At 53.5% G+C, this 20,578-nt stretch carries 25 protein-coding genes and 1 tRNA gene; 22 read left to right on the top strand and 4 right to left on the bottom strand.

Annotated elements, in window-relative coordinates:
* Positions 1–23: 23 nt before the first annotated feature.
* Positions 24–383 carry an HPF/RaiA family ribosome-associated protein gene (locus H6507_08595; protein ID MCB9369147.1) on the bottom strand — a complete coding sequence of 120 codons (360 nt, stop codon included), beginning with the start codon at positions 381–383 and terminating at the stop codon, positions 24–26.
* Positions 384–610: 227 nt separating this feature from the next.
* Complete coding sequence (hemW, locus tag H6507_08590) at positions 611–1,756, bottom strand: radical SAM family heme chaperone HemW (protein MCB9369146.1); 1,146 nt, start codon at positions 1,754–1,756, stop codon at positions 611–613.
* A gap of 136 nt (positions 1,757–1,892) precedes the next feature.
* Between hemW and H6507_08585 the strand changes: the two genes are divergently transcribed.
* Positions 1,893–3,554 (top strand): PAS domain S-box protein, encoded by a 1,662-nt coding sequence (locus tag H6507_08585; protein ID MCB9369145.1) that lies wholly within the window; start codon positions 1,893–1,895, stop codon positions 3,552–3,554.
* Between the two features lie 12 nt (positions 3,555–3,566).
* Entirely contained in the window at positions 3,567–4,079 is a 513-nt protein-coding gene (locus H6507_08580) for a hemerythrin family protein (protein MCB9369144.1), read from the top strand.
* Between the two features lie 330 nt (positions 4,080–4,409).
* Here the strand turns inward: H6507_08580 and H6507_08575 are convergent, their stop codons facing one another.
* Complete coding sequence (locus H6507_08575) at positions 4,410–5,909, bottom strand: T9SS type A sorting domain-containing protein (protein ID MCB9369143.1); 1,500 nt, start codon at positions 5,907–5,909, stop codon at positions 4,410–4,412.
* 125 nt (positions 5,910–6,034) lie between these two features.
* Between H6507_08575 and H6507_08570 the strand changes: the two genes are divergently transcribed.
* The 3 genes from H6507_08570 to H6507_08560 are packed head-to-tail and all read left to right on the top strand — an operon-like array spanning position 6,035 to position 8,791.
* Complete coding sequence (locus H6507_08570; GenBank protein ID MCB9369142.1) at positions 6,035–7,057, top strand: 6-phosphofructokinase; 1,023 nt, start codon at positions 6,035–6,037, stop codon at positions 7,055–7,057.
* A 4-nt stretch (positions 7,058–7,061) separates the two neighbouring features.
* Positions 7,062–7,742 (top strand): hypothetical protein, encoded by a 681-nt coding sequence (locus tag H6507_08565; GenBank protein ID MCB9369141.1) that lies wholly within the window; start codon positions 7,062–7,064, stop codon positions 7,740–7,742.
* Positions 7,739–8,791: a hypothetical protein gene (locus tag H6507_08560; protein MCB9369140.1), complete on the top strand. Its 1,053-nt coding sequence runs from the start codon at positions 7,739–7,741 to the stop codon at positions 8,789–8,791. The genes H6507_08565 and H6507_08560 overlap by 4 nt, the downstream gene beginning before the upstream one ends.
* Here the strand turns inward: H6507_08560 and H6507_08555 are convergent.
* A complete protein-coding gene (locus tag H6507_08555) occupies positions 8,788–8,973 on the bottom strand; it encodes a hypothetical protein (protein ID MCB9369139.1) in 186 nt (61 codons plus the stop codon). The genes H6507_08560 and H6507_08555 overlap by 4 nt on opposite strands.
* A gap of 94 nt (positions 8,974–9,067) precedes the next feature.
* Between H6507_08555 and gap the strand changes: the two genes are divergently transcribed.
* From gap to H6507_08470, 17 genes are all read left to right on the top strand, one after another.
* Positions 9,068–10,072 (top strand): type I glyceraldehyde-3-phosphate dehydrogenase, encoded by a 1,005-nt coding sequence (gap, locus tag H6507_08550; GenBank protein MCB9369138.1) that lies wholly within the window; start codon positions 9,068–9,070, stop codon positions 10,070–10,072.
* A gap of 41 nt (positions 10,073–10,113) precedes the next feature.
* Positions 10,114–10,467 carry a DUF1232 domain-containing protein gene (locus H6507_08545; protein MCB9369137.1) on the top strand — a complete coding sequence of 118 codons (354 nt, stop codon included), beginning with the start codon at positions 10,114–10,116 and terminating at the stop codon, positions 10,465–10,467.
* Between the two features lie 39 nt (positions 10,468–10,506).
* Positions 10,507–10,950: a DUF4920 domain-containing protein gene (locus H6507_08540; protein MCB9369136.1), complete on the top strand. Its 444-nt coding sequence runs from the start codon at positions 10,507–10,509 to the stop codon at positions 10,948–10,950.
* 184 nt (positions 10,951–11,134) lie between these two features.
* On the top strand, positions 11,135–11,635 hold the full coding sequence (locus H6507_08535) for a hypothetical protein (GenBank protein ID MCB9369135.1): 501 nt from the start codon (positions 11,135–11,137) through the stop codon (positions 11,633–11,635).
* A gap of 195 nt (positions 11,636–11,830) precedes the next feature.
* The gene (locus tag H6507_08530; protein ID MCB9369134.1) at positions 11,831–12,064 is read left to right on the top strand and encodes a type II toxin-antitoxin system HicB family antitoxin; all 234 of its coding nucleotides are present in this window, start codon (positions 11,831–11,833) and stop codon (positions 12,062–12,064) included.
* A gap of 14 nt (positions 12,065–12,078) precedes the next feature.
* The gene (locus tag H6507_08525) at positions 12,079–12,294 is read left to right on the top strand and encodes a type II toxin-antitoxin system HicA family toxin (protein MCB9369133.1); all 216 of its coding nucleotides are present in this window, start codon (positions 12,079–12,081) and stop codon (positions 12,292–12,294) included.
* A gap of 155 nt (positions 12,295–12,449) precedes the next feature.
* On the top strand, positions 12,450–12,983 hold the full coding sequence (locus H6507_08520) for an energy transducer TonB (GenBank protein MCB9369132.1): 534 nt from the start codon (positions 12,450–12,452) through the stop codon (positions 12,981–12,983).
* 62 nt (positions 12,984–13,045) lie between these two features.
* The gene (locus H6507_08515; GenBank protein MCB9369131.1) at positions 13,046–14,239 is read left to right on the top strand and encodes a phosphoglycerate kinase; all 1,194 of its coding nucleotides are present in this window, start codon (positions 13,046–13,048) and stop codon (positions 14,237–14,239) included.
* A gap of 6 nt (positions 14,240–14,245) precedes the next feature.
* The gene (locus H6507_08510) at positions 14,246–15,025 is read left to right on the top strand and encodes a triose-phosphate isomerase (GenBank protein MCB9369130.1); all 780 of its coding nucleotides are present in this window, start codon (positions 14,246–14,248) and stop codon (positions 15,023–15,025) included.
* A 36-nt stretch (positions 15,026–15,061) separates the two neighbouring features.
* Complete coding sequence (secG, locus tag H6507_08505; GenBank protein ID MCB9369129.1) at positions 15,062–15,475, top strand: preprotein translocase subunit SecG; 414 nt, start codon at positions 15,062–15,064, stop codon at positions 15,473–15,475.
* A gap of 88 nt (positions 15,476–15,563) precedes the next feature.
* Positions 15,564–15,648, top strand: a tRNA-Leu gene (locus tag H6507_08500).
* 35 nt (positions 15,649–15,683) lie between these two features.
* Positions 15,684–16,574 (top strand): DUF1801 domain-containing protein, encoded by an 891-nt coding sequence (locus H6507_08495; GenBank protein ID MCB9369128.1) that lies wholly within the window; start codon positions 15,684–15,686, stop codon positions 16,572–16,574.
* Between the two features lie 160 nt (positions 16,575–16,734).
* Entirely contained in the window at positions 16,735–17,967 is a 1,233-nt protein-coding gene (locus tag H6507_08490; GenBank protein MCB9369127.1) for an amidohydrolase, read from the top strand.
* Positions 17,968–17,971: 4 nt separating this feature from the next.
* Positions 17,972–18,700, top strand: coding sequence for a sigma-70 family RNA polymerase sigma factor (locus H6507_08485; protein MCB9369126.1), 729 nt, complete (start codon positions 17,972–17,974; stop codon positions 18,698–18,700).
* Positions 18,697–19,632: a serine/threonine protein kinase gene (locus H6507_08480; GenBank protein MCB9369125.1), complete on the top strand. Its 936-nt coding sequence runs from the start codon at positions 18,697–18,699 to the stop codon at positions 19,630–19,632. Before H6507_08485 ends, H6507_08480 begins: the two co-directional genes overlap by 4 nt.
* Before the next feature lie 69 nt (positions 19,633–19,701).
* Complete coding sequence (locus H6507_08475) at positions 19,702–20,058, top strand: hypothetical protein (GenBank protein ID MCB9369124.1); 357 nt, start codon at positions 19,702–19,704, stop codon at positions 20,056–20,058.
* Between the two features lie 36 nt (positions 20,059–20,094).
* On the top strand, positions 20,095–20,457 hold the full coding sequence (locus tag H6507_08470) for a VOC family protein (protein ID MCB9369123.1): 363 nt from the start codon (positions 20,095–20,097) through the stop codon (positions 20,455–20,457).
* Positions 20,458–20,578 lie beyond the last annotated feature (121 nt).

The raw sequence follows: 20,578 nt of genomic DNA, 5'->3' as shown, positions 1-20,578 counted from the left end.
AAGTTGGGCGGACGCCGCGCCACTTAGTCTTCGAGGTCGGCGGGCGTCTGGGTTTGTTTCACTGCGGCTTTTTTGTCGCGCATCTTGCCGAGGGTGCTCTCGATCATGCGGACGATTTTGTCGCCTGCGCCGTCGATGGCTTGGTGCAGCGTGGCCGCGTTGTGCTTGACGGCGGCAGGTTTCAGGCCTTCGAGGCGGGCCTCAATCATGCAGCGTTTGTCGTGGGTTCCGGGTTTGCCGCTGTTTTCGTCGCCGAGGTGGACCTCGACTCGGGTGATCTGATCGGCAAAGTGGCGCAGTTCGCCCGCGACTTTGCTCTGGACGTAGCGGATCAGGTCTTCGCGGCCTTCGATATTATGATCTGTATTGACATTCACTTGCATCAATCGTTCCTCTAAATTATCCAGTGGGTCTGTTAATTATTGTACGCTCGAGGTGCAAATATTTCTCCAGATTTTTGATTCGCGGCGGCACCCGCTGCAGGTGCCCTCCTTTTCCGTCATCCTCTGTAAGGACCTATTCCTCGCGGCGGCACCCGCTGCGGGTGCCCCCTTTCTGACGTCAGACTTCAAACTTCTGACTTGTTTTCCGCCTTCTCTGTCTTCCTACTTCATATTTTTTCATACAAATTCAAAAGCACCTCATTTTCCACGAACCACCCCTCGGCCGTCAGGCGAAAAACACTCTCAGTGATATTGCGGAGATGATGGGGCAAATTGGTTGCGGCGTTCCACAACTCTCTTGCACGCAGGCCGCCCCATGCCTCGTGACAGTCTTCCCACAAAATTCCTTCCTTCCGTCTTAGCCTGACCGAAATCCACTCTTCCCACTGCTCGCGCTCGCTGTTCTGCCATTCACGATCGACGCACGATTCGCCCGCTTGAACTCGCCGCTCGTACTCGTGCAAATCGGCGACGTTGGCGAATCTGCGCGCGACGCCGTCGAACGAATGCGCCGACGGACCGATTCCCAAATACGGTTTGCCTTCCCAATAGACTTGATTGTGAATCGAGCGAAATCCGGCGCGGGAAAAATTCGAAACTTCGTAGTGCTCGAAACCTGACTGCTCAAGTTTTTCGTGAGTGAGCATGTAGAGTTCCGCCTCGAAGTCTTCTTGCAGCGGTTCCAAAACTCCCTGTGTCAGCCACCGTCCATAAGGTGTTTGCTCGTGATATTCTAAATTATACAAAGAAACATGATCCGGTTCACAAGCCAATAGCTGTTCAAGATCCGCAAGCCACTCATCTTTTGTCTCGCCCGGAAGTCCAAAGATCAAATCCATGGAAATATTCGTGAACCCTGCCTGACGCGCGTTCTTTACCGTGTCGCGTGTTTCGTCCGCCGTATGATCGCGATAGAGCAAATGCAGTTTACGATCTGAAAACGATTGACAACCTAATGACAGCCGATTTATCCCAACGCGCCTAAGTTCCTGAAGACCGTTCAGTGTGAGCGTCCCCGGATTGGCTTCCAACGTCACCTCACATTCCTGAACATCACCCAGCCGCGAAACACCGTTCAGTAATGCCTCGAGTTGCTCACGTGAATGTAACGAGGGCGTCCCCCCGCCAAAATAAACAGAAGTTAGCGGCCCCGATACAAAACTCCGCTCTCGTTCGAGACTTGCCGATAACTCTGATAGAATCAGTCCGCTTATTCGTTCGAGATCGCCCCGCCTTGGGACCTTTTTGAAGAAGTCGCAATACGGGCAAAGTCGTCGGCAAAAAGGAAGGTGTAAATAAAGTGAGACTGGCACTACTATTGCCCTATATGGCATTTGCGATGTTAGGGTCTCGCACGTGATGGCGTAACCATTTGTTTTACTTAGGCCGAAATTGTCCAGACTTTTGGCTGGGGCAAAAGCTCCACCCGGTCGGGCAAAGAGTGCCATTTTGAGCCACGGAATGATCCCCGACCCCAATCAAGCTGAAGTTAAGCAGCCCGAACTGCAAGCGCAACCCCGGACGGCGCCGACGCCGAAGGAGGACATCTCCTCCTCGGAGAGTGCCAAGCGGGCGCGCGGCCTCGCGGGTTTGATCACGGGGTTGATTTCTCGCAACGGCAAGAAGTCCGACGCTCCCGCTGCACCGGATGAAGCCCCCGAGCTGCTTGATTTGCTGCTGGAAGGTCCTGACGCGCTGGTTGTCGTACATTGCGAGCACGGCGAAATCATCGAAGTCAGCAATCGCTTCTGCGAATGGTCGGGCCGTACGCGGGAAGAACTTCTCGACCGCCCCTTACTCTCGCTGTTTCCCGAAAGGGAACGCAAAATCGTCCGCACGCTCTACGAAGACGCGGGCGCCGGCGGCGTACACGTCATCGAGATTACGCCAGCGGACTCAAGCAAGACATCCAAGCTAATTGAATTTACTTCTCGCCGCTCCGACTCCGGACGCGGCGAATTTGCTCTCTTGGTAGGCCGCGACGTCGGCGAACGCGCGATGTCCGAGCGCTACTTGCGCACCGAGCGCGATCGTTTGAATCTCTTTATCCGCGCGATGCGGGACGGTCTGGTCTTGATGGACGTCGGCGGCGATATCGTTTATGCCAACCCCACGATGGAAATGCTCTTCGAATCCTACGAGCTTCCCGTCGTGTGCCATCGTTGGCTCAAAGAGTTTTCCAAGGACGACCACTCGGATTTGCAGGGACTCACCAGTGCGTACGGCGGAAAAACCTTGAAACTGGATTCCGGCGACGGTCGCACGTTTTTGGTGACTCGCAGCTTCCTGTTTGAAACAGGCAAGCCGTCGCAGGTGATGCTGATGGCCAAAGACGTCACCGAACAGGTGCTGATGGAACGGCAGAATCATTTGCTCGAGCTCGAACTCACCCGCGAATCCAAACTCGCCGAATTCGGCATGCTCGTCGCAGGCATCGCGCACAATCTGAACGGCCCGCTGACGGGAATCTTCGGAGTTTGCGATCTGCTGAAACTCAAAGGCATCGCTTCCAGCGAAATCGAGCAAGTGCGCAAGCAAGCTGGCATCATGCGCGACTTGATTGCGAATCTGCTGCAAAAGTCGCGCAACGAGCGCGAAGTCGAGCCGCGCGAATTGGACATTCGCGAGATCATCGAAACAGAACTGCGGTTTCTCGAAGGCAATCTCTTCTTCAAGCATCAGATCACACAAAACCTGTTGATTGCCGATGAGCTGCCGACTGTCTTTGGCGTGTATATTGATCTTTCGCAGGTTATCGGAAATCTCGTTCGCAATGCCATCGACGCGATGTATCAGTCGCAAAAGAAAATGTTGACGGTAAAGGCGTTCGTGCAGGATCGCTACTTGGTCTTGCAAGTGGCCGACACGGGATCGGGAATTTCCAAGGAAGTGAAAGCACGGATCTTCGAACCGTTCTTCACAACCAAACCCAAGCAACATGAGGCCCCCGAGGGATCGCCAGCGGGTACGGGCTTAGGATTGTCCTCTTCTCGGGCGATTCTTGCGCGCTACGGCGCGTTAATAGATGTTGAGTCGCAAGAAGGTGAGGGAACCGTTTTTACGGTTCGTTTCCCCGTCGGCAGAAAGCCGGAGTTGCTTCCGCGCAATTGACGGGACGAGATGATGTCGGATCGCGTCCGCGGGGTGCGGGCGCTCGAGGCAACTATCATCAATTTAGGGGCGGAGATGAGCATAGTTTGGCGTCCTGCGATGTCCACGGGGCTCGCGTGGCAGGACGAGCAGCACAAGGAAATTCTTCGGCGGATTGATCAATTGGTCGACGCGATAGAAAAGAATCAAGGGGCATCCGTCATCGGGGAACTGCTTGAGTTTCTCGGGGAATATGTTGATCGGCACTTTCGCAGCGAAGAAGCATTCATGCGCAAATCGGGCTGCGGCTCATGCGAACTTCATGCGGAGTGTCACCGCGTATTGCGTGAGAATCTCGCGGAGATAAAAGCGACATTCAATCGTCACGGTGCATCGACGATGGTGGTATTGAAAATGCAGTCGCTCGTTCGCGACTGGTTAATCAATCACATTCTTGCGATTGACAAGCAAATGGCGGCGGAGGTGAATCAAATGATAGCAACTGCGATTCCCCACCAGAAAAGTCAGAAAGTATCGAATGAGTAAACGGCGGACCAAGTGTCCGCCGTTTTTATTATTCCCCGCTGCGGCGCCCGCCATGTCCTTTGTAAGGATGCAGGTGCCCCAAACTTCTGTCATCCTATGTAAGGACCTTGTAAGAGGTGTCACCATCCCAAGCGCAAAACAAAAACTTCCCGCGCTTGTCATCCTGAAGCCGCCGCGGCTGAAGGATCTACCCAAGCAATCCACTCACTCCAAGCGCAACACGGGAAACCCAAGCACTCTGTCATCCTGAACGCAGTGAAGGACCCCTCTGCCATTGGAATTTGTAAATTGGAATTTGGAATTTTCTACAGCATCCTTTATCCCTTATCCTTATCTCAACAGCACCACCTTGGCCAAACTCGCCTGCACCCCCGTGCTGGCGCGGACAAAATAGACACCGCTGGAAAGCGACGCGGGCGCGGTGTAGGAAATCGTTGGGGACTCAAGTCTTCCGCGATGGATAATGTCAATCTCGCGGCCCAGCAGGTCGTAGAGAGCGACGGTGACGTTGGAATGCGGAGGGGTTTCGAGCGAGAGGGTTAGTGTGCTGTTGAAGGGGTTGGGGAAGACTTGAATGTCCAAATTCGTTCTTGAAGGAACCAAGTCGGGTTGTCTGCCTGTGTCAAGCATTGGATCCGGGCCAGTTATCATGACATTCAGAAGGCCAAGGAGCTGTTGATAGGCAACCAGCACACTTCCTTGTGCATTAGAGGCGACGGCAAGATTTGCGCTCGTCTGCCACGTATATGTATAGTGTCCAATCCATTCATCTTCGCCAAGGCTTGAATTGCGGCACACACGAATACGCTCTCCGTCACCCTGAAAGCCTGTTGTACCGATAGAATAGTACCCGCCGTTGCTTGCCGGTAAGACGTCCCGGGTCATGCAATAGGTATGGCTTCCATAGTCATTGGTTTGAGTCCAAAGCGTATCGCCGTTGCTATTGATTCCGATATGGTACGATTGCCAATATGCGGGATTCGCGTCTTGCCGGATACTTCCGCCTCCGATTACAAACTCGTTGCCGGTCAGTTGAGCAATACTAAATCCACGATCATAACCCGTGTGATCATAGGTGCGAGCATAAACAACGTTGCCGTCAAGGGTGGATTTGAGCAACAGGACGTCCCAGTAGTTTGCGCTGTCCGGATCGTATTGCGCACTACCTAACAGAAGCAGCGAACCATCATTATCCACAGCAATATCAACGATGCCGTCTGGACCCGCGTCAATGTCTGCGAAAGACCTTGTCCAAAGTGTATCGCCAGTTTGCCCATCAACTTTCATCCAGTAAAACAAGTCTCGAGGTGTTTGTCGCATCCATCCTCCAGCGACAATGCTGCCATCAGGGAGTGCGATGATTGACTCAATATATTGGATACTGTTGCGAACATAATCCCGCTCCCAAACAATATTGCCCTCTGAATCAAGCTTCAATATCCGGGCATCTTGGTTGCTTGAGCGGTTGAGTGTGCCCCCAAGTACGAATCCGCCGTCGCTGGACTTCGAAAGATAACCGCCGTAAACTTCTAATGCGTCGTCACCGTAAACATGGATGTTCACGTAATTCCCGAGAGAATCGAGTTCAAGCAGGAACATACCCTGTCCTATGCGGCTATCACCACAATCACCGCTGATAAAGATTCTCCCATCGGGGAGTATTTCAGCGCTGCGAGCGTTGACGTAGGAATCAAATTCGAAACTCCGAGTCCACATGGTGTCGGGTGCCTCCTGCGCAAAAACATTCGCGCCCAACAGCAACCCACCCCACCCCACCCAAAAGAGCGTGAACCAGTTGCGGAGTCGTGGAGTTAGAGGCTTTGTGTGCATGGTCTCAAGTTACCCTCGCCCGGACGAATAATCAAGCCTTCCAGCCTCGGGAAAACAGCAACTTGACTCTCCCCTCCAGAGTCCGTAAATTCTATATTCAATCGTCCTCTCACTCCTTGAATAATATGAAATTAGGTCTTCTTACCAGCGGTGGCGACTGCCCGGGGCTGAATGCCGCCATCCGTGCCGTCGTCCGCACGGCCAATAATCGCTTCGGCTACGAAACCGTCGGCATCCGCAACGGGTGGAAGGGATTGCACGACGGCGACATCATTCCGCTGCCTCCCAAGTCGGTCGCCGGAATCTTGGCTCGCGGCGGAACGATCCTTGGTACCTCGCGCTTCAACCCGGTTCACGACCAGGCAACGCTCGCGCACTGTCTGGAAAATATCGCGCTGCACAACATCGACGGCATCATCGTGATCGGCGGCGACGGCAGCCTCTCGGCCGGACACGAACTTGCGAAGCACGGCAGCAAGATTATCGGAATTCCCAAGACGATTGACAACGATATTCAGGGAACCGATGCAACTTTCGGCTTCTATACCGCTGTGCAGGGAGTGACGAATGCGATCGATAGCTTGCACGCGACGGCGGAATCGCACCACCGGATTATGATCATCGAAACGATGGGCCGCAACTCCGGTTGGATTGCCGTGACCGCAGGAATCGCAGGCGGCGCAGATATGATTTTGATTCCGGAAAAACCGTTCAACTGGGATAAGCTCTGCCGTCAACTGGTGACGCGCCACGAAACAAAACGTTTTTCAATTGTGGTGGTCGCGGAAGGTGCGAAAGCCGAGGGCGAAGACATCGTGACGCTGGGTGATCTGGATAATTTCGGCAGACCAAGATACGGCGGAGTGGGCTATGTCGTCGCGCGCGAAATCGAGCAGCGCACGGGTATTGCCACACGCGTGACGGTTTTGGGTCATGTGCAGCGCAGCGGCACTCCCGTCGCCGAAGACAGACTTCTTGCGACCAGAATGGGCGTCTGCGCCGTCGAAGCCGCCAGCCGCGGACAGTTCGGCCACTTCATAGCACTCCGCGACGGACACTTGGGCCCCGTCTCGCTCGACGAAATGAAAGGCAAGACCAGATACGTCGACGACCGCACGTACGAGATCGCGGAGATTTTCTTCGGGTAAGTCGATGACGTTATCGCAATTCAAAAAGAAATTCGAAGCACTTCGCAAGAAGGGCTTTGTCAAGACTCACCGCAAAGGCCCAACGGGTGTGGGGCACACGCTCGAACAGGAACTCGGGCTGACAGAGAACAACATTGCGGGACCGGATTTCAAATTTGCCGAGCTAAAGGCCCACCGATCAAGTAGCGGAAGTCTTATTACACTTTTCACGTTCAATCGAAAAGTGTGGAAGATTAAGCCTATTGATGCAGTGAAGAGGTATGGAACCCCTGACGAGAACGGTAGACTTGGTATCTACTTCACGATGGGGCCAACACCCAATTCGGCGGGGTTGTTTCTCGATTTCAAGGATGATGAGCTCGCACTGCGACATAGGGACGGTACTTCAATTGCCACGATATCTGTTGACGAGCAAATCGCCATGTTTAACGCCGACTTTCCCAATATTATACTTGCATCGGCAGACGTTGAAAGCAGAGTCGCTTTCGAGTTTTTTCACTTTTCAAGAGCACGATTGGTGCGCGGAGTAAGCAAAGCATCACTCTTTACGGCCTTTCGCAATGGTGATATGAAGTACGACGTAAGACTGAGGTTAGATGAAAAAAGTAGAGGGGCGGAGAACAATCGACTGCTCATAAATGAGTGCCGGCTTCCAGAGATGTTCGAATATTCGGAAGAACTGTGAACATACGTGAATCACAGATAGAGGACGTTCTCGCTTCTCATACTGATATTGCGAGGCTTACGCTGAATCTTAGTGGCGACTTGACTTTAATCGCCAGACAAAAGATTCTAATATCAGGCGACCGAATTGATTTGCTCTTTGTTTGTGATAACCAAGTCCTTCTCGTTGAGCTCAAGATAGAACGATTTCAGCGTAAGTTCCTTGAGCAAACACAAAGATACGCAGAACAGCTTCGTGCGCTTCAAACTTGTGGTGCGCTCGTTGCTGGCGAGATAAACCCTTTCTTGGTTTGCACAAAGGTGTCCGAAGCTGACAAGGCAAAAGCCCATCGAGCTGGTGTCAATGTAATAGAATACGATCCAGAACAGGTGCTTAGAGAATTCTACACAAGATTTCAAAGCCGAGCACCGTATCATAAGCTCAAGCCAACAAATCACGGCCTATGGAACCTTCATTTGCTTAATAGGCTTTTATACAACATGGAGGAACCTAAGAAGGCAGAGTCCCTTGCCGCCAAATCTTCTCTCTCAAAGAGCTCCGTGCGCAGCTATTTGAGTCTTGCGCGAGAGCTGAAACTTGTAGCATTTCTTGACGAGACGTGGTTCCTTACGGAAAACGGCACCCAGTATGTTTGGGGACGAGATAAGAGTGGTGGTTTTGATTTTGTTTCTGAAGACCAATGCGAAATGCTCAGGGACATCATAATTCAGAATCCATTCCATAGTGGAGCGATTCTTGGAATATACACCATAGTTGAAAGCATTTACAACTTATCAAAAAGCACATATCCTGTAGATAAGAAGGACCTGATTCAGTATTTCAAACAATCTTGCGGACGACAGTTTGAATGGAACTCTCTGAAGACTGCATCGGATGCAACTCGAATGTACTCAAACTACGCGATTGACCTAGGCCTTGCCGCGAAAATGGGCGAAAAGTTCTATCTTACCCCAGTTGGAGTTCGATTCATCATGCTTCTAAATCTACACAAAACAATAAAGATGGTTGACTCGCTCGGCTTTTCAGGTCGGAACAAGTATCTTTCTTAACCCGATTCAACTACATCAAAGGCAAACATTCTCGCTTTGACCCAATATTGTCGCACTTCCGACATATTCCAAACAAACGAATGCCAGCAAAGAACAGCCCGAACAACATCACTGGCGAAACCGACACGACGATGCACACCGAGAGTATCGTCGTAATGCGCCGTGAATTCTGATTTTTTCACGTGGCGGCATCCGTGCTTCACAAGCACCTGCGAATGCCCCGTTCTGACTTCATATTTCATACTTCATACTTCATAATTCTTTCGGACTCCCATCATGCCAATTCGAGTAGCAATTAACGGATTCGGCCGCATCGGCCGCCTCGTGTTTCGCGGAATCTACAACGATCCGCGCTTTGAAGTCGTCGCAATCAACGACTTGACCAGTGCCAAAACGCTTGCGCATCTCTTGAAATACGATTCGACGCAGGGCAAGTTCAACGAATCGGTTTCCGTGACGGACACCGGTCTGCAAGTCGGCAAGAATCACATCGAAGTGACCGCCGAAAAAGATCCCAAGAAGCTGCAGTGGGCTGACAACAAGACGGACATCGTCGTCGAATCCACGGGCGCGAAATCCTTCCGCGACCGCGCGGGTGTGCAGCAGCACATCGACGCAGGTGCGAAGAAAGTGCTTCTGACGGTTCCGTCGAAAGACGAAATCGACGCGACGATCGTGCTCGGCATCAACGACAAGGATTTGAAGCCCGAACACAAACTCGTCTCGAACGCAAGCTGCACGACGAACTGCGTCGCACCGATGGCGAAAGTGTTGTTGGACAGCTTCGGCATCGAACACGCATTCATGACCACTATTCACAGCTACACGAACGACCAGAACATCCTTGACGCGCCGCACAGCGATTTGCGCCGTGCTCGTTCCGCCGCCGTGAGCATCATCCCCACGACAACCGGCGCTGCGCGCACCGTAGGCAAAATCATCAAGGAACTCAAAGGCAAGATCGACGGCACCGCGCTGCGTGTCCCGACTCCGACCGGCTCGATCACAGACTTGGTCGTGAACACAACCAAGCCCGTAACCGTCGAAGCCGTGAACGCCGCCTTCAAGAAAGCCGCCGAGGGTCCGATGAAGGGTGTGCTTCAATACACCGAAGAAGAACTCGTGTCCGTCGATATCATCGGCAATCCGCATTCCTGCATCTTCGACGCGAAGTCGACGATGGTGATGGGCGACCACATGGTCAAGATCTTCGGTTGGTACGACAACGAGTGGGGCTACTCGATGCGCTGCGTCGACCTCTTGGCGATGATGGGCAAATAAAAGATGTAGGGGCGGCAGGCGTGCCGCCCGGGGCGGGGGCCATGACACGCAAACGGAAAATCGGTTTCGCTGGATTCCTGTCTTGGTTCGCGGTGTTGCCGCGCACCAAGCAGGGGTGGCAGTTTGTGTTCCGCAGAGCTTCGCTCTTTCGGAGCATGATCACGGAGTTTGTTCACGGCAAAGCCAAAACTCCGTGGGGAACCATTATCGCCGTCGTCGCGATTGTGATCTACGTCGCGATGCCGTTCGATTTGATTCCCGATTTCTTACTGTTCTTTGGCTGGCTCGATGACGCGTTTATTGTTCTGAAACTGTTCTCGTTGATCAAAGTCGATCTGCGGAGATTCTTGAAGCAGCGCGAGATCGATCCCAAGCCGTTTGATTTGCAAGATTAACCTGTTGGATTACTCATAAACAAAAAAGTGAAACAAAAAATGAAAACCAAAGCTATTCTTCTGCTCGCGATTTCCGCTATTATTCTGACTGCCTGCTCATCTTCCAAGCAAATGCAAACCTTTGGCGAGGCTCCGACGCTCAAGCACAGCGCCAACGTCACCGAATTGAACGCAAATCCAGCGGCCTATGTCGATCAGGACGTGTTGATATCGGGCAAAGTTGTGGATATGTGCATGCACATGGGCTGTTGGGTCGAAATCGAGCAAGCAGACAATTCCAAGATTCTCTGCAAGAGTCTTGACGAATCAGTGACTTTTCCGCAAGAGACACTTGGCAAAGAAATCGAGTTGCAAGGCAAGTTGATGTACGACGAAAACGCGCCCGGCTACGTCGAAGAAAAAGGTGAAGGCGAAGAAGCGCACGCCTGTCCGGCTCCTGCAATCATGGTCGCAATCAAAGGCGCGAAAGTCAAAGGCCTGTAATTCCGGTCTCCCCCCAAAATCCACGAAGTGGTTTTGGGGGGATTAAGGGGGGCTTCCGGCTCTCCAATTTCGCCGAGCGGTGCATCGTCGCGCCGCCGGAATCTGCTACGCAGTGCTTCGGGCTCGTGAAGCAACGCTGCGGTTATTTTTCGAGCCGCATATTTTTTCACGAATGGAGCACTCCGTGCCGACCGCAACTCGCTATCGTCTGAAAGACAAAGAAAAGAAACACGTCAAGGCCAAGCCGCCGCGCGCCAGCAGCTCGGGTGGCACAGGCCGCTCGGCCAAGCCGAAATGGGAAGGTGATTCGGATCGTCCGCCGCGCAAGCGGTTTGACAGCGACGACCGTCCGCCGCCGCGCAAGAAATTTGATGATGACCGTCCCGCTCGCGGACCGAAGAAAGAGTGGAGCGACCGTCCGCCGCGCCGTGAATTTGGCGATGCTCCGCGCGGCCGCTCGGCAGGTCCGAAACGCGAATGGAGTGATCGTCCGCCGCGTCGTGAGTTTGGGGATGGCCCGCGTGGTCCGCGCCGCGACTTTGGCGACAGACCTCCGCGCGCAGCGGGTGGCGGCAATGCCGAAGTGATGGAAGCGCTGGGCCGCATCGAAGCCTCGCTAAAAGATCTCACGAAGCGCATCACGCTGATTGAGAATCAGCTCGATGAGGTTTTCGGGGAAGAGTAGCCAGCGTGCCGCTGGACTGATTGTCGCTGGCGCGGATCGAAAAATCTGCGCCAGCGCAACAAGTTCAAACGCATTGAGTACACAAGACAGTTTGCCGAAAGTCGCGTGCACGCGTAACGAGTGCCGCTGTGAAAAATCGCCGAGGCGGGTTAAGGTCCGCCGCAACCCGACCGGAATCTGCGAAACGGAGCAACCATGCCAAACGGCAACACTCGCACCTTCACCGCCGTGGTCGAATATGATCCCGAAAGCAAGATGTACATCGGGACCGTACCGGCGCTCCCCGAAGCGCACACGCAGGCTCCGTCCTTGGATGAACTGAATGTGCGGCTGAAGGAAGTTATTGAGTTGTGCTTGGAACATCGCGGGATTGAGTACGACGAACAAACTCACTTCATCGGACTCCAGCAAATTTCGGTAGCGGTGTGACAAAACTCCCGGTTATTGACTTTCGCACATTCTCCAAGATTCTCAAATTATGGGGATTTGAAGCCGTCAGACAAAAGGGAAGTCACGTTATCTTTGAGCACAAAGATGGTCGTTCGATAGCGGTTCCCAATCATCCGGGCGAAGATTTGAACCGGCCTTTGATGCGGAGCATGTTGCGGCAGATCAAGATGTCCATTGAGGACTACCTTGATGCGCTTGGGAAGGTGTAGCGCCCAGCTTGCTGGGCAAAATCCTCCGAGCGGAGTCGAAATGCTCAAACGCACGATTCCCTCTTCTGTCATTCTCTGTAAGAATCTTGTTGCGTGATCGAGAGCATTGTGCGCACATCACAACTCAGTCGGCCTTGAATAGATCCTTACAAAGGATGACAGAAGCGGGGCACCCGCAGCGGGTGCCGCCGCGAGGAAGACACCTGCCGCGGCAGTGCTTGGGGTTTGCCGGTTTGTTTAGCGCCACATCTTGCAGGACAAAACGTTCCATGAGAAATCTGTCCATCATTTTTTTCATACTGCTTATCAGCAGTTCCGGCTATGGCGAGAATCTTGTCGATTCACTCTTGGTGCCCGATTCTCTATTTGCACCGCCTGCATGGGATGGGTTTTCTGATGTAGGGTCTGGCCCCGAACTTGTTAAGGACAAGTGTCCGCAACCTCAGCATCCACCCGAAGCACTCAAGAACGGAATTAAGGGCTTCGTTCTGGTTGGAATTCACGTTGATTCGTCCGGGCATGTGGCGGAATGGAAAATACTCCAAGAGGAACCGAAAGGTTATGGTTTTGCGAAGGCGGTCGAGGATGTCCTTCCAACATGGCAGTTTGAACCGGCTCTGCAAGGCAACAAACCAACTTCAACATGGATTACAATTCCGTTCAAATTTAGGCTGCCAAAGAAAGATTAGTTAACGCTTTCGTTTGCTGACAAATTTCACATTTCCTATTTCATACTTCATATTTTCCGGAGATGAACAAACTCACGATTGATCAGGTTGACTTAAGCGGCAAGCGCGTTTTGGTGCGCGTGGATTTCAATGTGCCGCTTGACGAGGGCAAGGTGACCGACGACACGCGCATCCGCGAGTCGCTGCCCACGATTAAGAAAATTATGGCGTCCGGCGGCAAGGCGATTTTGATGAGCCACCTGGGACGACCGAAAGGCAAGAAGAATCCCGACATGTCGCTCGCGCCTGCGGCCGTGAGACTTGCTGAACTGCTCGGCAAACCCGTCACGATGGCGATGGATTGCATCGGCGAAGAGGTTGAAAAGACCGTCGCCGCGATGCAGCCGGGTCAGGTGGTGCTGCTCGAAAATCTGCGCTTCTATAATGAAGAAGAGAAGAACGATCCCGAATTTGCCAAACAGCTTGCCAAGCTCGGCGATCTGTATGTCAACGACGCGTTCGGCTCGGCGCACCGCGCACATGCTTCGACGGAAGGTGTGACGCAGTTCATCAAGCCGTGTGTCGCGGGCTATCTGATGCAGAAAGAACTCGACTATTTGGGCAAGGCGCTGGCCGAACCCAAGCGCCCGTTCGTAGCGGTGTTGGGTGGCTCGAAAATTTCCGGCAAGATCGACGTGATTGAGAATCTGATCGGCAAGGTGGATACGATTTTGGTCGGCGGCGGAATGGCCTATACCTTTTATAAGGCGCAGGGCGGCGAAATCGGCAACTCGATCCTCGAGTCCGACAAGATGGACCTCGCGCTTGAGCTCATAAAGAAGGCCTCCGGGTCAACGACAAAGCTTGTGCTGCCTCCCGATTCGCGGGTGGCGGATGAGCTGAAATCCGGCGAAGCGACCGCCGTGGCCAAGTCGGATCAGATTCCCGAAGACAAACTCGCGGCGGACATCGGCCCCGAAACCGAGAAGCTCTATGCCGATACGATCCTTGGAGCCAAGACCGTGGTGTGGAATGGTCCGATGGGAGTCTTTGAAATTGATGAATTTGCGTCGGGAACGAAAGCTGTGGCCGAAGCTCTTGTCAAGGCCACAAAGGCCGGAGCCATCACAGTCGTCGGCGGCGGAGATTCTGCGGCGGCCATGGAGAAATTCGGTCTGGCCAAAGAAGTCTCGCATGTCTCGACCGGCGGTGGAGCGAGCCTTGAGTTCCTCGAAGGCAAGGTCCTCCCGGGCGTTGCGGCTTTGACAAATGCATAATTTATAATGAACAGAACCATTTTACTTGCAGCCAACTGGAAAATGAACAAGCTCTCGGGTGAAGCCGGGGAGTTTGTGCGGGACTATGCCGCCAAATTGGCAGATTCGGCAGTACCCACCGTCCTTCTGCCAACAAATACCGCATTACATGCGGTCGCAAGTGCTTGTAAAGAGAGTGGTAAGAGCCCGTCTCAGCTTGCATTTGGAGCTCAGAATTGTTACTTTCAAAGTTCCGGTGCTTTCACGGGCGAGGTGTCGCCGGAGATGCTTCTGGACCTCGGATGTTCCTATGTGGTTTTGGGCCACAGCGAACGCCGTCAGATATTTGGCGAAAGTGACGAACTGATCGGCAAGAAAGTCGCGGCGAGTTTGAAAGCCGGATTGATTCCGATTTTTTGCATCGGCGAAACACTCGACGAACGCAACGGCGGAAGACTTGAGAGCGTGTTGACGCGCCAAGTTGAAGCCGGACTTGCCGACGTCGGCGTAGACGATTTGCACAAGGTGGTGGTCGCCTACGAACCTGTGTGGGCAATCGGCACGGGAGTGGTTGCGACGCCCGAACAGGCGCAGGACGCTCACAAATTTGTGCGCACGCTGCTTGCCAAGAAAAATGCCCAGGCTGCCGAAAAGATGAACATTTTGTACGGCGGCAGCGTGAAGCCCGACAATTGCTTTGAGCTGATGTCGCAGCCGGATATTGACGGCGCGTTAGTCGGCGGAGCAAGTTTGAAAGTAGACAGTCTGATCGAATTGCACAAGGAATGTACGCGCGCGATGCGCTGATTCCTATTTCATATTTCCTATTTCATATTTTCTGACATGATTTCTGGACTCTTAACCGCACTATTGGTCATCGTCTCGATTCTGCTCGTGATTGCGATTCTTCTGCAGAATGCGAAGGGCGGCGGACTTGCAGGCGTCGCCGGTGGAATGGCTTCGTCAACAGTATTCGGCGGACGCGCAGCCGCGAACTTTTTGCAAAAAGCGACAACGGTACTCGCAACGGCATTCTTGGCCCTGTGCCTAATTCTCGCGTTGATTTCCGGCGGCTCGACTCAACAGACGTCCGTGACTCAACAGGCCGTACAAGCCACCGAAACCGTTAGCCCTGTTCCTTCGATTCCCGGCGGACAGCAGGTGAGTCCGGTGCAGCCCTCGCAAGGTGCGGCGGATCAAGCTCCGGCCGGCGGCGAACAGCCTGCGTCCGGTGATCAGCCTGCTGAAGGAAATTAAGCAAGACCGAGATTTTTGACGTTTCGCGTTAACGCAAAAGCACTTGCTTTATAAGCAGGCGCCAGCGTCAAAGACTGCTTAACAAGCAGCCCGAATGGTGAAATTGGTAGACACACTATCTTGAGGGGGTAGCGCCGCAAGGCATCTCGGTTCGAATCCGAGTTCGGGCACCAAGTTGTTATTTATTGCGAGGCGTGGAAAGAACGGCATGGCCAAAGACATATCCAAGAAGCCCTCGAAGGTCGTCACGAAGACGACGAAGGGAGTGACGGCGAAAGCCGCCGAACGTTTGAAAGGAGCCGACCAGAGTAAGTCGGCTTCTCAGCTCATTGACTCTCGCATTAGAGATTTAGGTGATTGGCGCGGCGAAACGCTGGCCAAGGTTCGCGCACTGGTTTTGGAGACCGTGCCGGATGTAACGGAAGAGTGGAAGTGGCGCGGCGTGCCAGTGTGGTCGTCGAATGGTATTGTTTGCACCGGCGAGACCTATAAAGAAGTCGTGAAACTCACCTTTGCAAAAGGAGCGCAGCTTCCGGATCCCGCTAAGCTCTTCAATTCCAGTTTGGACGGCAACGTCCGTCGCGCGATCGACATCCGCGAAGGCGAGAAAATCAACACGCGCGCATTGAAGGCATTGGTGAAAGCGGCGGCTGCATTGAACAGCGCGTCGGTGAAGAAACCGAAAGCAGCTTCCAAGCCGAAATTGCTCGCGGGCGGAAATCCGCAAGTTGCGAAGGCCGATGGCAATGCTCCGGTGCAAGCCTACATCAAGGCGATACCTGCGGGATGGAAACGCAAGGTTTCAGCAGATCTCGATGCGCTGATTAAGAAAAACGTCCCCAAAGTATGTATGGCCGTGAAATGGAATTCACCGTTTTACGGCATGGAGGGACAGGGCTGGTTCGCGTCGTTTCATGTGTTCACGAAGTATGTGAAGCTGACGTTTTTCAAAGGCACGTCACTGAAACCGGCACCCTCGGGCGGCGACGCTCAAGAAGCTCGTTGGATTAACATTCACGAAGGCGAGAAGCTGAATGAAAAGCAACTCGCGGCGTGGATTAAGCAAGCCAGCAAGCTGCCGGGCTGGGGCGGAAATTGAGAAACGAAAAAAAACACCTACTCAGCCACAGCAAGATGACTCTCAAATACGATATTGAAGCCCTGCGCAAAAATGCGTGGGGCTTTTTTGGTCAAGAAGCAAAACCAAGCAGAACCTCCTTGTGTTATCCTCTGTTAGGATCTACTTTCGCATGGTAGCAATGTCAAAGTCCTCCATTATTCTGTTCACATTGGTCGCCTTGTTCTCGCAGGCATTTGCCGACGTCCCCACCACAGTCCGCGCAATCTACGAGCAACTTCACGCGCACCCCGAACTCGGCAACAAAGAGTTTGAAACGTCCAAACTGATCCGAAGCGAACTTGAGGAAGCTGGTTACTCGGAGTTTGTCGATGCGCCGTCACTCAAGACCGAAATCATCACGGTGCTGCGCACAGGAAGAGCAGGGAAGACGATTTGTTTGCGTGCGGATTTGGATGCGTTGCCGATCGATGAACGGAGTGGACTCTCGTGTGTGTCAAGCGTGCCGGGTCGCATGCATGCTTGCGGACATGACGCGCACTCGGCGATGCTTTTGGGTGCTGCGCTTGAACTGAAAAACGATCCCAACGTCAGCGGCACGATTGTATTCTTGTGGCAGCCTGCCGAAGAGGTTAAGGGCGGCGCAGATGATGTTATCGCCGACTCCGTGCTGCAAAAGCTCGGCGTCGAAGCCGTTTTCGGCCAGCATGTTTTTCCGGGTTTGCCGGTCGGCGTGGTGCGCATCGCGCCGGGTCCCGTGCTCGCGGGAAGCAACTACTACAGCGTAACCGTCAACGGTCGCGGTTCGCATGCGGCCTATCCGCATCAAGGCGACGACGTGCCTACGTGTTTGGCGAACATCGTCGCGGGACTTACTGGTTTACCTGCGCGCAAGATGAACGTGCTTGAAGAGCCGTGCATCATGAGTGTCGGTTGGATCGAATGCGACACCGCGAAAGTCTACAACGCGCTGCCGGATGCAGGATCATTCGGCGGGACGGTGCGCGCCTACGTCGACATTGCGGACACGCTGCAAAACGGCGGCACGATTGAATCCCTGATGGAAACGTACATCACAAAAACTGCGGAAGCCTTCGGCTGCACGGCGGAATTAAGACTGCGTCGCGGCGCGCCTGTGACCGTGAATGATCCGAAGTTGTGCAGCGACGTGTTGAATGCAAGCGACAGATTCCCCGCGCTCCATGCCGATGGACAGAGCATCAAGCGCATGACCGCGGAGGATTTCGCCTACTACACGCAAGTGTTTCCGAGCTTGTACTTCAGCTTAGGAATCGCCAAAGATGGGCTCGGCGAAGCAGGCCTGCACACGAGCGAGTTTACGATTCATCCCGATGCGCTCGAAGTGGGGACAAACTTTTTGGTCTGGCTCGCTGAGTGGAGCACGAACCGTTAGTAACATGAACTACACGCCCTTCCCGGAAACGCGTTGGACGGCGATTCGCGCTCTAACAAGCGACGACGAAGCCTCGCGCAAGTTGGGCTGGGACGTCGTGTCCAGACTCTACTGGCATCCTGTGCAGTGCTATGTGCGCGTCAAATGGAACGTGAACGACAACGATGCGAATGACGCCGCACAAAATTTCTTTGCTTATGTTTTAGAGCGCAACACTTTTGCGGCGTTTGACGCGAGCAAATCGCGTTTTCGCTACTTTTTGCGGGTCTGTCTCGACCGGTTTTTGATCAACGAACACAGGGCGAGCCGCGCGCAAAAACGCGGCGGCGGCCAAGTCGGGTCATTGGAAACTTCAGGTGCGGACGGAGGCGTACTTGATCCGGCCGATCCTGAATCGCTTGATGAGTTGTTCGAGCAAGAGTGGCGGCGCAGTTTGTTTGAAGCAGCCATCAAAGACGTGGAAGAACTTGCCACGACGGACACGGCAAAACTTCAGTTACAGCTTTTCAAGAGATACGACATCGAGCGCGGTTCTGCGGAGAAATTGACCTACGAAGATTTGGCCGCCGAATTTGGAGTGACGATTGCCACTGTGACCAACCACCTGCATGCCATGCGTACGAAAGTTAGGCTTGCTTTGCTCGACAGATTGCGACAAGTCACGGCGACAGAGAGAGAATTCTTGGAAGAGTCGCAAGCTCTGTTGGGCGCACGGAGCCGTCGCGCAAAATGAAACTTGACGACGACGCCTTGAGCCGGCTGCAGGAAGTCATCGACGAGCCCGATCTGTCGCAGACTAAATATAGATTGGTCACGCCGCTCGGACAAGGCGGAATGGGCAGCGTGTTTGTCGCGGAGGACACGGTGCTGAAACGCAACGTCGCGCTCAAAGTTCTGCGCGTACACGACAAGCAAGGTGAGTTCGTGCGGCGCATGAACGAAGAAGCGCAGATTGCGGCGAAGCTCGAACATCCCGGAATCATTCCCGTCCACGACCTTGGCACGTTGCCTGACGGTCGTGTTTTTTATGTTACGAAATTTGTGCAAGGTATGAGGTTGGACGAGTTCGCGGCAAAGACCGAGCCGGTGGCCGAACGCCTGCGCGTATTTTTGAAAGTGTGCGACGCGGTCGCATATGCGCACAGCAAAGATGTTCTGCACCGCGACTTGAAGCCCGCGAACATCATGGTCGGTGGATTCGGCGAAGTGCTGATTCTCGACTGGGGAACGGCGCGTGAAGCTCATGATGATTCCCCGTACACGTCGGCGCACGGGACGATGGGATATATGCCGCCGGAGCAACAAAGTGGAGCGGCAATCGACAGCCGCGCGGACGTCTTTGCGCTTGGCGCAACACTTTTTCATCTGTTGACCCGCAGCGACCCCGCGCACGGAATCTTGCGGGAGCATTTGCGTGGATTGCCTAATCCTCTGACCGCAATCATTCGGAAAGCGACGGCGGCCGACAAAGTGAATCGGTACACAAGCGTAAGCGAGTTTTCGTCCGACGTCTTGCATTTTCTGGACGGAGATCCCGTGGAGGCATATCGAGAATCGCTTCTCGAAAAAATCGGGCGACAGGTCAGCCGTCATCGGTTTATCATCATTATCCTCTTGACATACATAGTGATAAGGCTAATTTTTTATCTCGCCCTGCGCCGCTAAAGACTTATCAGAATTAGCTGTATAATTGGACAACAGCACAAATTTTCCGCAACCCAATCGGAGGTTATAATGTCCAAACCAGTGTTAGGCATCATACTTGGAATCGTACTTGGCGCAATTGACGGAATGACGTCGTGGTTTACTCCTGCCGTGCGCGACATGATGACTGGAATTATGATTGGTTCGTCAATTAAAGGTCTGCTCGCAGGACTAATCATCGGATTCTTCTCGCGCAAAGTCAGCGACATGACCAAGGGAATAATTTTCGGCGGGATCATCGGACTTGCATTAGCCCTGTTGGTGGCGTCCATGCCCGGCGAAGGCGGCGAGCATTACTGGATAGAAATCATGATTCCGGGAACGATTGTCGGATTGATACTGGGTTGGGCAACACAAAAGTACGGCAAACCTGCCGTGGCGAAATAACAGCAACACGAAGACTTATACAACGAGGAGAACACCATGGGACAACCTGTCGTACACTTTGAGATCACCGGCCCTGACGGTAAGGCGTTGCAAGCGTTCTACAGCAAACTTTTCGGTTGGAAGATCGACGCGAACAATCCGATGCAATACGGATTGGTCGCACCCGAAGAGAAGAGCATCGGCGGCGGAATTTCAGGAGTAGAACCGGGCGGATCGCCGCGTGTCACGATTTACATGGCCGTGGACAAGATCGACCCGGCTCTGGCCGAGGCCGAAAAGCTCGGGGCGAAGACAGTCTTGCCGCGTACCGTGCTGCCCGGCATGGTCACGATGGCTCTTTTTGCTGACCCCGCGGGCAATATAATTGGCTTGGTCGAAAACGAAATGCCGCCTGCATAAACGTGGCATCTTTTGAATGGAACGACCCCGCAAGAAATTGCGGGGTCGTTTTTTATTGCGGATTGCACGGAAGTTGGCGGAGGGCGCAAGAATTTCATGTGAAGTTGTGCACGATGTTCCC

Source organism: Calditrichota bacterium (assembly GCA_020637445.1).
Lineage (GTDB): Bacteria > Electryoneota > RPQS01 > RPQS01 > RPQS01 > JABWCQ01.
This window is presented reverse-complemented; position numbering and strand designations above follow the sequence as displayed.